This is a genomic window from Kitasatospora sp. NPDC005856, from assembly GCF_040629945.1.
Lineage (GTDB): Bacteria > Actinomycetota > Actinomycetes > Streptomycetales > Streptomycetaceae > Kitasatospora.
Genome location: NZ_JBEXWT010000012.1, coordinates 103,498 through 118,897 on the forward strand (window position 1 = coordinate 103,498; position 15,400 = coordinate 118,897).

At 71.0% G+C, this 15,400-nt stretch carries 14 protein-coding genes; 3 read left to right on the top strand and 11 right to left on the bottom strand.

All coding sequences use genetic code 11. The annotated features are described in order from the left end of the window. Positions 1-119 precede the first annotated feature (119 nt). From ABZ449_RS10405 to arc, 8 genes are all read right to left on the bottom strand, one after another. A complete protein-coding gene (locus ABZ449_RS10405) occupies positions 120-1,436 on the bottom strand; it encodes an FKBP-type peptidyl-prolyl cis-trans isomerase (RefSeq protein ID WP_360343314.1) in 1,317 nt (438 codons plus the stop codon). A 203-nt stretch (positions 1,437-1,639) separates the two neighbouring features. Continuing rightward, positions 1,640-2,629, bottom strand: coding sequence for an FKBP-type peptidyl-prolyl cis-trans isomerase (locus tag ABZ449_RS10410; protein WP_360343317.1), 990 nt, complete (start codon positions 2,627-2,629; stop codon positions 1,640-1,642). Between the two features lie 140 nt (positions 2,630-2,769). After that, positions 2,770-4,131 (bottom strand): Pup--protein ligase, encoded by a 1,362-nt coding sequence (pafA, locus tag ABZ449_RS10415; RefSeq protein ID WP_360343320.1) that lies wholly within the window; start codon positions 4,129-4,131, stop codon positions 2,770-2,772. A 117-nt stretch (positions 4,132-4,248) separates the two neighbouring features. Then, positions 4,249-5,004 (bottom strand): proteasome subunit alpha, encoded by a 756-nt coding sequence (gene prcA, locus ABZ449_RS10420; protein ID WP_360343323.1) that lies wholly within the window; start codon positions 5,002-5,004, stop codon positions 4,249-4,251. 31 nt (positions 5,005-5,035) lie between these two features. Then, complete coding sequence (prcB, locus tag ABZ449_RS10425; protein WP_360343326.1) at positions 5,036-5,878, bottom strand: proteasome subunit beta; 843 nt, start codon at positions 5,876-5,878, stop codon at positions 5,036-5,038. Positions 5,879-6,040: 162 nt separating this feature from the next. Next, a complete protein-coding gene (locus ABZ449_RS10430; RefSeq protein WP_049652012.1) occupies positions 6,041-6,259 on the bottom strand; it encodes a ubiquitin-like protein Pup in 219 nt (72 codons plus the stop codon). Positions 6,260-6,433: 174 nt separating this feature from the next. After that, positions 6,434-7,945, bottom strand: a complete 1,512-nt coding sequence (gene dop / locus ABZ449_RS10435) for a depupylase/deamidase Dop (protein WP_360343329.1) — start codon at positions 7,943-7,945, stop codon at positions 6,434-6,436. 228 nt (positions 7,946-8,173) lie between these two features. After that, on the bottom strand, positions 8,174-9,940 hold the full coding sequence (gene arc / locus ABZ449_RS10440) for a proteasome ATPase (protein ID WP_360343332.1): 1,767 nt from the start codon (positions 9,938-9,940) through the stop codon (positions 8,174-8,176). A 286-nt stretch (positions 9,941-10,226) separates the two neighbouring features. Here arc and ABZ449_RS10445 point away from each other — a divergent pair, with 286 nt between their 5' ends. After that, positions 10,227-10,532 carry a ferredoxin gene (locus tag ABZ449_RS10445; protein ID WP_360343335.1) on the top strand — a complete coding sequence of 102 codons (306 nt, stop codon included), beginning with the start codon at positions 10,227-10,229 and terminating at the stop codon, positions 10,530-10,532. Positions 10,533-10,599: 67 nt separating this feature from the next. Here the strand turns inward: ABZ449_RS10445 and ABZ449_RS10450 are convergent, their stop codons facing one another. The 3 genes from ABZ449_RS10450 to ABZ449_RS10460 all read right to left on the bottom strand — a co-directional run bounded on the left by ABZ449_RS10450 (position 10,600) and on the right by ABZ449_RS10460 (position 13,469). After that, the gene (locus ABZ449_RS10450) at positions 10,600-11,262 is read right to left on the bottom strand and encodes a hypothetical protein (RefSeq protein ID WP_360343338.1); all 663 of its coding nucleotides are present in this window, start codon (positions 11,260-11,262) and stop codon (positions 10,600-10,602) included. A gap of 82 nt (positions 11,263-11,344) precedes the next feature. After that, positions 11,345-12,304 carry a tRNA (adenine-N1)-methyltransferase gene (locus ABZ449_RS10455; RefSeq protein ID WP_360343341.1) on the bottom strand — a complete coding sequence of 320 codons (960 nt, stop codon included), beginning with the start codon at positions 12,302-12,304 and terminating at the stop codon, positions 11,345-11,347. A 46-nt stretch (positions 12,305-12,350) separates the two neighbouring features. Then, a complete protein-coding gene (locus ABZ449_RS10460; RefSeq protein ID WP_360343424.1) occupies positions 12,351-13,469 on the bottom strand; it encodes a site-2 protease family protein in 1,119 nt (372 codons plus the stop codon). 264 nt (positions 13,470-13,733) lie between these two features. Between ABZ449_RS10460 and ABZ449_RS10465 the strand changes: the two genes are divergently transcribed. Continuing rightward, positions 13,734-14,633 carry a RecB family exonuclease gene (locus ABZ449_RS10465; protein ID WP_360343344.1) on the top strand — a complete coding sequence of 300 codons (900 nt, stop codon included), beginning with the start codon at positions 13,734-13,736 and terminating at the stop codon, positions 14,631-14,633. Continuing rightward, positions 14,634-15,305, top strand: a complete 672-nt coding sequence (locus ABZ449_RS10470) for a response regulator transcription factor (RefSeq protein ID WP_188299078.1) — start codon at positions 14,634-14,636, stop codon at positions 15,303-15,305. Positions 15,306-15,400 lie beyond the last annotated feature (95 nt).

The following is a 15,400-nucleotide window of genomic DNA, read 5'->3' on the forward strand; positions in this document are numbered from 1 at the left end:
ACCCGGTCCCCGGACAACAGTCCGGACGGACCACCGTACGCGCGCCCGCCGCCCGTCCGGGTCCGGCCACGCGGCCGGACCCGGAGGTCACACGTGCACCATTGTCACCCGAAAGTGGATCAGCCCTGACCGGCGTCGAGGATGTCCACCACGAAGACCAGCGTCGCACCGGGCGGGATGTCGCCCTGGCCCTTGTCGCCGTAGCCCAGCGAGGCGGGGATCACCAGCTCGACCCGGCTGCCGACGGTCTGGCCCTCCAGGCCCTGGTCCCAGCCCTGGATGACCTGGCCGCCGCCGACCGGGAAGGTGAACGCCTGGCCCTTGCTGAGCGAGGAGTCGAACACCTTGCCGTTGGAGAACAGCGCGCCGGTGTACTGGACGACGACCTTCTCGCCCTTCTCCACCTTCGGCCCGGTGCCCTTGATCAGGACGTGCGACTTCAGCTCGGTCGGGTCCTTCGCGCCGGCCACCGGGGTGATCTCGGCCGGCTTCTTGCCGTTGTCCTTGACCTGCGGGAAGTCCGCCGGCGGCGGGGTGACGGTTCCGCTCACCACGGCGTCGGGCGCGTTGGCGTTGCGGATGTCGATCACGAAGATCAGGTCGTCCTTGGGGCCGATCGACATGTCGGCCTTGCCCTGGGCGCCGAAGGCGGCGGCCGGCGGGGCCACCACCAGCAGCCGGCTGCCGGCCTTCTTGCCGATCACGGCCTGGTCCAGGGCCGGGATCAGCGCGTCGGTGCCGGCCTGGAAGATCTGCGGCTTCCCCTCGGCGTCGTACGAGCTCGGGATGTCCTTGCCGGTGTTCCAGTCCTTGGCGGTGTAGTCCACCGAGGTCCAGGAGTTCTTCTCCACCTTCGGCCCGGTGCCCTCGGTGAGGACCTTGACGACGAAGGAGCCGTCGGAGGTCTCGCCCGGCACCTGGATCTCGGCCTTCTTGCCGAAGTCCCCGGCGACGGTCGGCAGCACCTTGGCGCTGTCCTTGATCGGCGGCACCGGCTCGGCGGTCGGCGTGGGCGGCGCGGTCTTGGCCGCGTCCGGCTTGGCCGCGGCACTGTCCTTGGAGCCGTCGTCCTTGTTCACCATGTAGAGCGTGATGCCGCTGCCGACCAGCAGCACGGCCAGCACCGTGCCGAGGATCACACCCAGCCTGCCGACACCGGGCGGGTTCTCGTCGTACCCGGCCTCCGAGCTGTCGGACTTGCGCACGCTGGAGGCGAAGATCTGCGGGGCGTCGTCCGTCTTGGTCCCGCCCGCGGCCCGCGGCGCGTCGCCGGGCTGCGCCCAGCCGGCCTGCTGAGCCAGGATCGCCGGGGGGACGACGATGGACTCGCGGTCCACGCCGGCCGGGCCGCCGGGACGGGAAGCGGCCGGGTCACCCGCAGAGCCGTCGTTCGCCGCGGTGCCGGCCCCGCCCGGGCTCGGCGTCTTCTCAGTCATGACTCCCCATCCATCTCGCCACGAGGTCTTCCAGGTCTGCGCCCGGCGTGAGCACGCCGGCCTGCGGTCGCACCGCCCGCCCCGGACCTCGGCGCCGGGCGGCGCCTGCCACAGTGCGTGGGCAGTATGACAGCTCAGGATGAGGGCGGACGCTTCGCTGTACGAGCGTCCGCCCAAGCGTACGGAATCCCCCGGCCCAGTTCCTAGACCGCTTCGAGAATGTCGATCACGAAGACCAGGGTCGAGTTCGCCGGCACCGAGCCCTGCGCCTTGTCCTGGTAACCGAGCGCCGGCGGCACCACCAGCAGGACCCGGCTGCCGACGTTCTGCCCGACCAGACCCTTGTCCCAGCCCTCGATCACGCTGCCGGTGCCGATCTGCACCGCCTGCGCGCCGCCGTGCGTCCAGGAGGAGTCGAACTGCTGGCCGTTGGCCCACAGCACCCCGGTGTACTGCACCACCAGGGTCTGCCCGCTCTTGACCTGCTTGCCCTCGCCCTTGATCAGCACGGCCTGCTGGAGGTCGGTGGGCGCGGCCTGCCCCTCCGGGATCGTGATCGTCACCGGCGCCTTGCCGTTGTCCTTGACCTGCGGCAGCGTCGCGGGCGGCTGGGTCATCGTGCCGCTGAGCGTGGAGTCCGGCGGCAGGCTCTCCATGATGTCCAGCACGAACACCACGGTGTCCCCCTTGTTGACGCCCAGCTGACTGGACCCCTGCTCGCCGAAGGCCGCCTCCGGCGGGGCCACCACCAGCAGCCGGCTGCCCACCTTCTTGCCGATCACGCTCTGGTCCAGCGCGGGCACCAGCTGTCCGCTGCCGGCCTGGTAGAGCTGCGGCTTGCCGTTGGCGTCGTAGGAACTGGGCAGGTCCTTGCCGGTGGTCCAGTTCTTGGCGGTGTAGTTGACCGTCACCCAGTCGCCCTTGTTGACGGTCGCCCGCTCGCCCTCACTGACCGTGTTCACCACGAACTGACCACTGGGCTGCTGGCCCTCGGGAATGGTGATGGTGGCCTTGCTGCCGAATCCGCCACCCGAAAGAGTGGGCATCGGTGACGCCTCGGCAACCGGCGAGGGCACCGTCGGGGCGGCACTCGCCGGGGAGGGCGTCGCCGGACCGGCCGCCTTGGGGGAACTGCTGCAGGCGACCGCGAGCAGCAGCGGCAGGGTGAGAAGCAAACCGGCGGTGCGGCGCACGGTGGTCCTAACTGTCGGTCGAAGTCGGCTCTCCCGACTCGACGGACAGCGTATGCCCGGCACGCGTCCGGCCCCGGTAGACACCACCGGGGCCGGCTCCAGCGTCTTGATCTTGGCGGCCCGAGCGGACCGCCCCGGGCCTACATCCCCGCGATCAGCTTCTCCACCCGCTCGTCCACCGAGCGGAACGGGTCCTTGCACAGCACCGTGCGCTGCGCCTGGTCGTTCAGCTTCAGGTGCACCCAGTCCACCGTGAAGTCCCGGCGCTGCTCCTGCGCCCGGCGGATGAAGTCCCCGCGCAGCCGGGCCCGGGTGGTCTGCGGCGGGATCGACTTGGCCTCGAAGGTCTTGAGGTCGGTGGTCACCCGCTGCGCCTGGCCCTTGCCCTGGAGCAGGTAGAACAGGCCGCGACGGCGGTGGATGTCGTGGTACGCGAGGTCGATCTGGGCCACCCGCGGGTTGGACATGCTCATCTGGTGCTTCTCGCGGTAGCGCTCGATGAGCTTGTACTTCATGATCCAGTCGATCTCCTGGGCCACCCCGTCCAGCCGCTCGCTGCGCACGGCCTCCAGGGTGCGGCCCCAGAGGTCGAGCACCCGGGCGACGGTGCCGGTGTTGATGCCCTTGCGGTCGGCGAACTCCAGCGCCTTGGTGTAGTACTCCTCCTGGATGTCCAGCGCGCTGGCCTCCCGGCCGTTGGCCAGCCGCACCTGGTGGGTGCCGGTGAGGTCGTGGCTGACCTCGCGGATCGCCCGGATCGGGTTCTCCAGGGTGAGGTCGCGCATCACCACGCCGGCCTCGATCAGCCGCAGCACCAGGTCGGTGGTGCCGACCTTGAGCAGCGTCGTGGTCTCGGACATGTTGGAGTCGCCGACGATCACGTGCAGCCGGCGGTACCGCTCGGCGTCCGCGTGCGGTTCGTCCCGGGTGTTGATGATCGGGCGCGAGCGGGTGGTGGCGGAGCTGACGCCCTCCCAGATGTGCTCGGCCCGCTGGCTGACGCAGAACACCGCGCCGCGCGGGGTCTGGAGCACCTTGCCGGCGCCGCAGATCAGCTGCCGGGTGACCAGGAACGGGATCAGCACGTCGGCGAGCCGGGAGAACTCGCCGTGCCGGGCCACCAGGTAGTTCTCGTGGCAGCCGTAGGAGTTGCCGGCCGAGTCGGTGTTGTTCTTGAAGAGGTAGACGTCCCCCGCGATGCCCTCCTCGTGCAGCCGCCGCTCGGCGTCCACCAGGAGCCCTTCGAGGATCCGCTCACCGGCCTTGTCGTGCGTCACCAGCTCGACGACGTCGTCGCACTCGGGGGTGGCGTACTCGGGGTGGGAGCCGACGTCGAGGTAGAGGCGGGCGCCGTTGCGCAGGAAGACGTTGCTGCTGCGGCCCCAGGAGACGACCCGGCGGAACAGGTACCGCGCGACCTCGTCCGGGGACAGCCGTCGCTGCCCGCGGAACGTGCAGGTCACGCCGTACTCGTTCTCCAGCCCGAAAATCCGGCGGTCCATGAGCACTCCATTCTCTGTCGGAGCTGTCCGAAACCGCCTCCACGACGACTGGGCCGCCGCAGGGGCACCGGAGTCCCGTACGGCGGCGGGCCGCCGTACGGGACTCCCCAGGCACTGCTACACCGGCGTGCCGTCCGCCGGGTTGTCCTCGTCGTCCGCCTCGGCGGACTGGTCCCCGTCGAGCAGCCGGCCCAGCTGGTTGCCCAGGATCCGCTTGAACTTGCGCTGCTGGAACCGCTGGCGGTCGAGGACCGCGACCTCCAGTTGTTCCGGCGTGAGGCTGCGCGGGCTGCCGCCGTTGGGGTCCCGGGCGAGCGAGTCCACGGCGACCTTCACGGCCTCGGTGAGGCTCATGCCGGCCCGGTGGCGCTGGCCCAGGTAGTTGCCGATCGAGTCGGCGTTGCCGCCGACCACCACGTAGTTCTTCTCGTCCACGACCGAGCCGTCCGGCGTGAGCCGGTAGATCTGGTCGTTGTCGGCCGTGCGGCCGACCTCGGCCACGATCAGCTCGACCTCGTACGGCTTCTCGCCGACCGACGAGAAGATGGTGCCCAGGGTCTGGGCGTACACGTTGGCCAGGCCCCGGGCCGTGACGTCGGCCCGGTCGTAGGAGTAGCCGCGCAGGTCGGCGTAGCGGACGCCGCCGATGCGCAGGTTCTCGAACTCGTTGTAGCGGCCGACCGCCGCGAAGGCGATCTTGTCGTAGATCTCGGAGACCTTGTGGAGCGCCCTGGAGGTGTTCTCCGCGACGAAGACGATGCCGTCGGCGTAGGTGAGCACGACCACGCTGCGGCCGCGCGCGATGCCCTTGCGGGCGTACTCCGCGCGGTCCGCCATGGCCTGCTGGGGCGAGACGTAGAACGGTGTCGACACCGGCGGTCGTCCCTTTCCTGTGAGGTGGAAGCTAGATCAGCGGGGCCTGCGGGCCGTTGGGCCGGGCCAGCCGCTCGTCGGTGATGGCGACGGCGACCTCCGTGACCTCCGCCTCGGTGAGCCGGCGGAAGCCGTCCTCGGTGATCAGCGAGACGATCGGGAAGATCTTGCGGGCGAGGTCCGGGCCGCCGGTGGCGGAGTCGTCGTCCGCCGCGTCGTACAGCGCCTGGACGACCATGGTGACGGCCTGGTCGGCCGTCAGGTCCTCGCGGTAGAGCTTCTTCATCGAGCCGCGGGCGAAGACCGAGCCCGAGCCGGTCGCGGTGAAGCCGCGCTCCTCGGACCGCCCGCCGGTGACGTCGTAGTTGAAGATCCGGCCGCGGCCGAGGTCCAGGTCGTAGCCGGCGAACAGCGGCACCACGGCGAGGCCCTGCATCGCCATGCCCAGGTTGCCCCGGATCATGGTGGTGAGCCGGTTGGCCTTGCCCTCCAGGGAGAGCGTGGTTCCCTCGATCTTCTCGTAGTGCTCCAGCTCCAGCTGGAACAGCCGGACCATCTCGATCGCGAGGCCCGCGGTGCCGGCCACGCCGACCGCGCTGAACTCGTCGGCCGGGAAGACCTTCTCCATGTCGCGCTGGGCGATCACGTTGCCCATCGTCGCCCGGCGGTCACCCGCGATCACCACGCCGCCGTCGAAGAGGGCGGCCACGATCGTGGTCCCGTGCGGGGCCTCGACCACGGCCCCCTCGGGGAGCCCGCGGTGACCGGGGACCAGCTCCGGCCGGTGCTCGGCGAGGAAGTCGACGAACGAGGACGACCCCGGGGTCAGGAAGGCAGCCGGTAGACGCCCGGTGCCACGAGTGTTGGCTTCCACACGATTCCTTCCAGGTAGCTTGAAGCGCGCGCTGCCCGCACCCTACCCGCCCGACGATCACTGTCCAGGGGTGGAGGGGCCGGTGCCGGAACGGCCGGGCGGTGCTCGCCACCCGGCCGCCCCGGACGGTCGCGACCGTGAATTCGGAATGCCCGGTGCGGGCTATTGCCCGCCCTTCTGGACGAATCCGCGCACGAAATCCTCGGCATTCGACTCGAGGACCTCGTCGATTTCGTCCAGCACCGCGTCGACGTCGTCGCTCAGCTTTTCCTGGCGCTCCTTGAGGTCCTCGGAATTCTGGCTTTCCGCGGCCTGCTCCTCGACCTCCTCGGAGGAACGGTTTGCCCGCTGCTGGCCGCCGCCGGTGTCCTTGCTCGCCATTTCCCTCACCCCGCTCGATTCGTCTGGCACGGTTCGGTCGTTGCTTGCTGCACCGACCCTATACACAAGGCGCGACTGCCGCTCCCGGTTTGCCGGTGGCGCTTCCTGTCCAACGCCCGCTGCCACCCCGGATGATTCCCATTCGGCGGACGTTCACCCATGGTGATCGAAAAGTTACCCGCCGGACAGCACCCGGAGCAGGTCCTCGGCCGTGCGGCAGCGGTCCAGCAGCTCCTTGACGTGGTTGCGGGTGCCGCGCAGCGGCTCCAGGGTGGGAACGCGCTGCAGGGAGTCCCGGCCCGGCAGGTCGAAGATCACCGAGTCCCAGGAGGCCGCCGCGACGTGGTCCGCGTACTGCTCCAGGCAGCGACCGCGGAAGTACGCCCTGGTGTCCTCCGGCGGCTTGGAGACGGCCCGCTCGACCTCCTCCTCGGTGACCAGCCGCTCGAACCGCCCACGGGCCACCAGACGGTTGTAGAGGCCCTTCTCGGGCCGTACGTCGCTGTACTGGAGGTCGACCAGGTGCAGCCGCGGGTTGGCCCACTCCAGGGCGTCCCGGCTGCGGTAGCCCTCCAGGATCTCCCGCTTGGCGATCCAGTCCAGCTGCCGGGACAGCGACATCGGGTCGCGCTCCAGCCGGCCCAGGACGTCCTCCCAGCGCGCCAGCACGTCCACCGTCTGCTCGTCCGCGTCGGTGCCGAAGCGGTCCTCGACGTACTTGCGGGCCAGCTCGAAGTACTCCAGCTGGAGCTGGACGGCGGTGAGCCGGCGCCCGTTGCGCAGGGTGATCAGGTGCTTGAGCGTCGGGTCGTGCGAGACCCGGTGCAGGGTGCGCACCGGCTGGTCGACGGCGAGGTCGGCGGCGATGAACGAGTCCTCGATCATCGACAGGACCAGTGAGGTGGTGCCCAGTTTGAGGTAGGTGGAGATCTCGGAGAGGTTGGCGTCCCCGATGATCACGTGTAGTCGGCGGTACTTCTCGGCGTCGGCGTGCGGCTCGTCCCGGGTGTTGATGATCGGGCGCTTGAGCGTCGTCTCCAGGCCCACCTCGACCTCGAAGTAGTCCGCCCGCTGGCTGATCTGGAAGCCGTGCGCCGAGCCGTCCTGGCCGATGCCGACCCGGCCGGCGCCGGTGACCACCTGGCGGGAGACGAAGAACGGGGTGAGGTGGCGGACGATGTCGGCGAACGGTGTCGCCCGCTTCATCAGGTAGTTCTCGTGGGTGCCGTAGGAGGCGCCCTTGTTGTCGGTGTTGTTCTTGTACAGGTGGATGTTCTGCCCGTTGGGCAGCTCCAGCGCGCGTTGCGCGGCGGCGGCCATGATCCGCTCGCCGGCCTTGTCCCAGAGCACGGCGTCGCGCGGGTTGGTCACCTCGGGCGAGCTGTACTCGGGGTGCGCGTGGTCCACGTAGAACCGGGCCCCGTTGGTGAGGATGACGTTGGCGAGGCCGATGTCCTCGTCGGTCAGCTGGCTGGCGTCCGCGACCTCGCGGGCCAGGTCGAACCCCCGTGCGTCGCGCAGCGGATTCTCCTCCTCGAAGTCCCAGCGGGCCCGCCGTGCCCGGTGCATCGCCGCCGCGTAGGCGTTGACGATCTGGGACGAGGTGAGCATGGCGTTGGCGTTGGGGTGCCCCGGCACGGAGATCCCGTACTCGGTCTCGATGCCCATCACGCGCCGTACGGTCATGCGGCCCTCCTTGCCCGGTGCACCGCCCCCGACGGGCGGAGCACGCTGACGTACCGCCGAACAACACCGACGCCGGGCCTCTGCCCGCGGACGGTGGGTCGAGCCTAGAACCCGGCGCCGAGTGGCGGGCCCGGAGACGCGCCGTCCGGCTGCGGGGCCGCGAGGCGCCACAGCCGGACGGTGTGCGTACAGCTCCGGGGACCGCAGCCGGCCCGGACAACCGCGTGCTTACAGGTACTGCCCCGTGTTGGCGACAGTGTCGATCGAGCGGCCGGACTCGGCGCCCTGCTTGCCGGTGACCAGCGTGCGGATGAAGACGATCCGCTCGCCCTTCTTGCCGGAGATGCGGGCCCAGTCGTCCGGGTTGGTGGTGTTCGGGAGGTCCTCGTTCTCCTTGAACTCGTCCACGCAGGCGGCGAGCAGGTGGGAGACGCGAAGACCGCGCTGACCGTGGTCGAGGAAGTCCTTGATGGCCATCTTCTTCGCGCGGTCGACGATGTTCTGGATCATCGCGCCGGAGTTGAAGTCCTTGAAGTACAGGACCTCCTTGTCACCGTTGGCGTAGGTGACCTCCAGGAAGCGGTTCTCCTCGGTCTCGGAGTACATCCGCTCCACCACCGACTGGATCATCGCGGCCACGGTGGCGTCGACGGAGCCGTCGTGCTCCTTGAGGTCGTCCGGGTGGAACGGCAGCGAGTCCTTGAGGTACTTGGAGAAGATGTCCTTCGCGGCCTCGGCGTCCGGGCGCTCGATCTTGATCTTGACGTCCAGGCGGCCGGGCCGCAGGATCGCCGGGTCGATCATGTCCTCGCGGTTCGAGGCGCCGATGACGATGACGTTCTCCAGGCCCTCCACGCCGTCGATCTCGGCGAGCAGCTGCGGGACGATGGTGTTCTCCACGTCCGAGCTGACGCCGGAGCCGCGGGTGCGGAAGAGCGACTCCATCTCGTCGAAGAAGACGATGACGGGCGTGCCCTCGCCCGCCTTCTCCCGGGCCCGCTGGAAGACCAGGCGGATCTGCCGCTCGGTCTCGCCCACGTACTTGTTGAGCAGCTCGGGGCCCTTGATGTTGAGGAAGTAGCTCTTCCCCTGGGGGCGGCCGGTGACCTCGGCGACCTTCTTGGCCAGCGAGTTGGCGACCGCCTTGGCGATCAGCGTCTTGCCGCAGCCGGGCGGGCCGTAGAGCAGCACGCCCTTGGGCGGGCGCAGCTCGTACTCCTTGAAGAGGTCGGCGTGCAGGTAGGGCAGCTCGACCGCGTCGCGGATCAGCTCGATCTGGTTGCTCAGGCCGCCGATCTGGCGGTAGTCGATGTCCGGGACCTCCTCGAGGACCAGCTCCTCGACCTCGGACTTCGGCACGACCTCGAACACGTAGCCGGAGCGGGGCTCCAGCAGCAGGGCGTCCCCGGCCCGGATGGTCAGCCCGCGCAGCGGCTCGGCGAGCCGCACCACGCGCTCCTCGTCGGTGTGGCCCAGGACGAGGGCGCGCTCGCCGTCCTCCAGGACCTCCTTGAGGGTGACGATCTCGCCGATGTTCTCGAAGGCCATCGCGTCCACGATGTTGAGGGCCTCGTTGAGCATCACTTCCTGGCCGCGCCGCACCTGGTCGAGGGCGACGCCGGGGCTGACGTTCACGCGGAGCTTGCGCCCCCCGGTGAAGATGTCGGCGGTGCCGTCCTCGTTCGCGTCGAGGAAGGTGCCGAAGCCCGCCGGGGGCTGTGCCAGCCGGTCCACTTCCTCCTTGAGGGCCACGATCTGGTCGCGGGCCTCGCGCAGGGTGGAGGCGAGCCGGTCGTTCTGGGCGGTCACGCCCGCCAGGTTGGTCTGGAGCTCGACGATCCGCTCTTCGAGGATCCTCGAATTGCGCGGCGAGTCGGCGAGCTTGCGGCGCAACACGGCGATTTCCTGCTCAAGGTACGAGACCTGAGCGGCCTCGTCGGAACCACGAGCGGGCCTGCCGGTGCTGCGGTTGTAGTCGTCATCGTGGGCTGCCACGGTCCTCACCTCCTCCGGGGAGCTGGACGCTTCCAGACCCTACCTGGGACCAGGGGTCCGTAAACCCCTAGATCAAGAAAGATGGAACGGGCGTGTCCGATCTTCGCCCCAGCGTGCTTCCCCTCTGCTAAGGGGGATACCCACCGCGCACGGCCCAAAGCCGGCCAGATGTATCGTCGAGCGAAGTGATATCCGATCGCGACCACAAGTCGAGGTCCGATCGTTGTACGAATGGCGGGATTGCTCCAGGAATAGGGGCGACCCGGGACAGAAACGGCAGGGGACCATGTCGGTGACCGAGCAGACGGCGGCAGCGGCCGAGGCGTTGGAGGTGTGGATCGACCAGGATCTGTGCACCGGCGACGGCATCTGCGTGCAGTACGCACCCGAGGTCTTCGAGCTCGACATCGACGGGCTGGCCTACGTGAAGGGGCCGGACGACGAGCTGCGCCAGCAGCCCGGGGAGACCGCCCCGGTGCCGCTGACGATCCTTCAGGACGTGGTGGACTCGGCGAAGGAGTGCCCCGGCGACTGCATCCACGTGCGCCGGGTCGCCGACCGGGTCGAGGTGTACGGGCCGGACGCGGAGTAGGCGGCCGGCGGCGGCCGGTCGCGCAGCGGCCGACCGGCCAGTGGTCGGCCGGCCGGTAGTCGGTCCGTCACACGGCGGAGACCGGGGCGGCGGTCTGGGATCGTTCCCAGCCGCCGCCCTTGTGCGTCCAGGTGAGGTCGATCGAGATGTCGGGCCGGAACCGGGGCACGTCCTCGCTCGAATACCCCTGCGCGTGGCCGGTGATGGCGCCGTCCGAACGCACCGCGATCCGGCTCACGGTGAGGTTCTCGCGCTCGGGCAGCAGCGTGGTCACCACCTCCGGGCGTCCGCCCGGACCGAAGCCGAGCAGCAGGACGGCGTCCGGCGGGGTGCCGGTCTCGGTGGCGCAGTGCGCGGCGACCACCGTGGCGGCGCGCCCGTCGCCGAGCCGCGCGGGCACGCTGAGCGCCGTCCTGACCGGGAACGGGCCGCAGTCCAGCGGGAGTTGGACCTGGGCCGGATCGGGGCCGGCGCTCGCGGCGAGGGACGTGGCGGTGGGGTGCGCGGGCACCGGGGTGCCGGTCGCCGGGGAGGCGGCCAGCGCGGCCCCCACCACCGCGCAGCAGCCGGCCAGGGCGAGGGCCCAGTGCCAGGGTGCGGTGCGCGCGTGCCCGGGCCCTGAGCGGCCCCGGGGTGTCGGCTGTCCGGCCGTCGCCGTCGTCGTCCCGACCGCGGTCTCCACCAGGCGTCCCCTCCAGAGCTCCAGGAGCTGGTCTGCGTGAGCGAGCATCGTCCCACACCGTGATCGGCGGGATGCGAAAGGGGTGGTACGAGCACCGTGCTCGTACCACCCCTTCCCGGTGGTTCCGGGATCAGCCCAGGTCGGGCTGGTCCTCCTCGGTGGTGCGGGCGGCCTTGCGGGCGGCGGCGCGCTCCTGGAGGGTGGGCTCGGGCGCCCCGTTGTCGTAGTCCTCGCCGTACGCGCCCTTGGCCGGGCGGCGGCGGCGCAGCGGCGGCTCCACGCCGTCCGCCAGGCGGCGGGCGGTGAGCAGGAATCCGGTGTGGCCGATCATCCGGTGGTCCGGGCGGACCGCCAGGCCCTCCAGGTGCCAGGTGCGGACCATGGTCTCCCAGGCCTGCGGCTCGGTGAAGGTGCCGTGCTCGCGCAGCGCCTCGACGGTCTTGGACATCTGCGTGGTGGTGGCCACGTAGCAGCAGATGAGGCCGCCGGGGACGAGCGCCTTGGAGGCGACGTCCAGGCACTCCCAGGGGGCCAGCATGTCGAGGAGGACGCGGTCGACGTCGGTCTCGACCAGGTTGTCCTGGAGGTCGCCGACGGTGAGCTTCCACGCCGGGTGCGGGCCGCCGAAGTAGCGCTCGACGTTCCCCTGGGCGATGTCGGCGAAGTCCTGCCGGCGCTCGTAGGAGGCCAGCATGCCGTGCTCGCCGACGGCGCGCAGCAGGTACATGCTGAGCGCGCCCGAGCCGACACCGGCCTCGACCACGCGGGCCCCGGCGAAGATGTCGGCCATGGCCAGGATCTGCCCCGCGTCCTTGGGGTAGATCACGGCGGCGCCGCGCGGCATGGACAGGACGTAGTCGGGGAGCAGGGGGCGCAGCGCGAGGTACGGGACGTTCCCCGTGGTGCGCACGACCGTGCCCTCGGGAGCGCCGATCAGCTCGTCGTGCGGGAACGCACCCTTGTGGGTGTGGAACTGGTTCCCGGCCTGGAGCGTGAACGTGTAGTGGCGACCCTTGGGATCGGTCAGCTGGACCTGGTCCCCGACCTGGAAGGGCCCGCGTCGGCGGGCGGCACCGGTCGGTTCGGACATGCCGACAATCCTAAGGGAAGCGGAGCGCCTCGCCCTACCACCATGATCAGCGGCCGGTGACGGCGGCGGTCAGCCGCTGCTCGATGTCGCTGAGCGAGGCGACGCCGTAGACCCGGCCGTCCGCCTCGACCACCAGGTACTCCCCCGCCGGGGTGGCCTGGACGGCCCGCAGCAGGTCCTCGCCGCCGAGGTCGGCGCTCAGCCGCAGCCCGGGTTCGAGGTCGCGGGCGAGCGGGCCGACGGCCACCCAGGGGCGGCGGTGCTCGGGCACCGACCGGACGGCGGCCTCGCGCACGAGGGCGATCGGCTCGCCCCGGCCGTCCACCACGATCACCGCACCGGCCTGGGCCTCGCGGGCGCGGCGCAGCGCCTCGCCGAGCGGGGTGTCGGCGGTGACCTCGACGGCCCGCCGGGCCAGCTCGCGCAGCCGCAGGCCGGGCAGCACCTCCTTGAGCCGGGCGTTGCGCAGGCTGCCGGTGGCGCCGTTCCAGATGATCGCGGCCAGCACCGCGGCCAGCACCGCGTCCACCAGGGTGTCGGTGGTGGTGCGCTCGACCCCGCGGGCGGCGCTCAGCAGCGGCAGGCCGATCAGCACGGCGACGGCCAGCCCGCGGCCGACCCAGGCGGCGGCCACCGTGCCGGTCATCGGCTTGCCGCTGATCGCCCAGACGACCGCGCGCAGCATCCGGCCGCCGTCCAGCGGCAGTCCGGGCAGCAGGTTGAAGGCGGCGACCACCAGGTTGGACACCATCAGGCCGGTGAGCAGCACCCCGGGCACCGTGGACAGGTCCACCACCCGCACCCCGAGGTAGAACACGCCGCCGAGCAGCAGCGAGAGCAACGGGCCGACGAAGGCCAGCCAGAACTCCCGCCAGGGGCTCTGCGCCTCGTTCTCGATCTCGGAGACCCCGCCGAAGAACTGGAGCTGGATCCGCCGCACCCCGAGCCGGTAGCGCAGCGCGACCAGGGTGTGGGCGAGCTCGTGCACCAGGACGGAGCCGTAGAAGGCGACCGCGAAGGAGAACGCGACCAGGTAGCGGGCACCGCCGAGGTCGGGCAGCACGTCGCCCAGCTGCCCGCCGAACACCCAGGTGATCAGCGCGGCGATGACGAACCAGGACGGGGTGACGTAGACGGGCACGCCGAAGGGCCGGCCCATCAGGATGCCGCCGCGGCGCCGGGGCTCGGGCGGCGGCCCGGCCGGACGTCCGTCGCCCGCCTGCGGTGGCTGGTCGGAGGGCTGCTGCCCCCTGCTGTCGCTCACCGTGATCCCTTCGGTCGTCTCCCCCGTCGTGCCCGGTGCGCCCACGCTACGTGATCGCGGCCCTCCGGCGCTGCGCGGCCCTCCTTCCGGCTTCATACCCACTCGCGGCGTCCGTGGCAGCACGGTGGCAGCGGGATGACAGCAAAGGGCAATAGGGTCGTAGCCATGCAGCACACCGAGACCAGCAGTGCCGCCGTGCGTCCGGCGGCACCCCCGACCGGGCTCTCCCCGTCCCGAGCGGGGGACTTCCTCACCTGTCCCCTGCTGTACCGGCTGCGGGTGATCGACCGGCTGCCCGAGCCGCCGAGCTCGGCGGCGACCCGGGGCACCCTGGTGCACGCGGTGCTGGAGCGGCTGTTCGACAGCCCGGCGACCGAGCGGACGCCGGAGCGGGCGCTGGGCCTGCTGCGCCCGCAGTGGGAGCGGCTGCTGGGCGAGCGCCCGGAGCTGGGCACGCTGTTCCCGGACGACCCGGACGGCGCGGCGCTCACCCGCTGGCTGGCGGACGCCGAGAAGCTGGTCGGCCAGTGGTTCCGGCTGGAGGACCCGACCCGGCTGCACCCGGCGGAGCGGGAGCTCTACGTGGAGACGGCCCTGGACTCGGGGCTGCTGCTGCGCGGCTACATCGACCGGGTGGACGTCGCCCCGACCGGCGAGGTCCGGCTGGTGGACTACAAGACCGGCCGGGCGCCCTCGCGGGACTTCGAGGGCAAGGCGATGTTCCAGATGAAGTTCTACGCCCTGGTGGTGTGGCGCTGGAAGGGCGTGATCCCCAAGCGCCTCCAGCTGGTCTACCTCGGCGGCGGCGGGGACGTGGTCAGCTACGACCCGGACCAGGCTGACCTGCTCGCGGTGGAGCGCAAGCTCCAGGCGCTGTGGGAGCGGATCGGCCAGGCGGTGGCCACCGGGGACTTCCCGGCCACCCGCAACCGCCTCTGCGACTGGTGCGACCACCAGGCCAGCTGCCCGGAGTTCGGCGGCACCCCGCCGCCGTACCCGCTGCCGCTGGCGCGTACGTCGGATGAGAGCGATCCCACGGGGGATCCGATGAGCAAGGAGTCCTAGGTGACGATCCGAGTGCTGCTGGTCGACGACCAGCCGCTGCTGCGCACCGGTTTCCGGATGATCCTGGAGGCCGAGTCCGACCTCGTGGTGGTCGGCGAGGCCGGCGACGGCCAGCAGGCGCTGGACCAGGTGCGGGCGCTGCAGCCCGACGTGGTGCTGATGGACATCCGGATGCCCAGGATGGACGGCGTCGAGGCCACGCGCCGGATCGCCGGCCCGGGGCGGGACGGCCCGGCCAAGGTGCTGGTGCTGACCACCTTCGACCTGGACGAGTACGTGGTGGAGGCGCTGCGCGCGGGCGCCAGCGGCTTCCTGCTGAAGGACGTCCCGGCCGAGGAGCTGGTGCAGGCGATCCGGGTGGTCGCGGACGGCGCGGCGATGCTGGCGCCGAGCATCACCCGCCGGCTGCTGGACATGTACGCCACCAAGCTGCCCTCGGGCGACGAGGCGCCGCCGCAGGCGCTGAGCGCGCTGACCGAGCGCGAGCTGGAGGTGCTGAAGCTGGTGGCGCGCGGGCTGTCGAACGCGGAGATCGCGGCCGAGCTGTTCGTCAGCGAGACCACCGTGAAGACGCACGTGGGCCATGTGCTGACCAAGCTGCAGCTGCGCGACCGGGTCCAGGCGGCCGTGTACGCCTACGAGAGCGGGCTGGTGCGCCCGGGCGCCCTGTAGGGGGCCCACGGCGGCTCCTGGCGGCCCCCAGGGGCCGCCAGGGCCGCAGAAACGTCACAGCGGCCCGTCCGCTCCCCGTACTGGCGGGGAAGCGG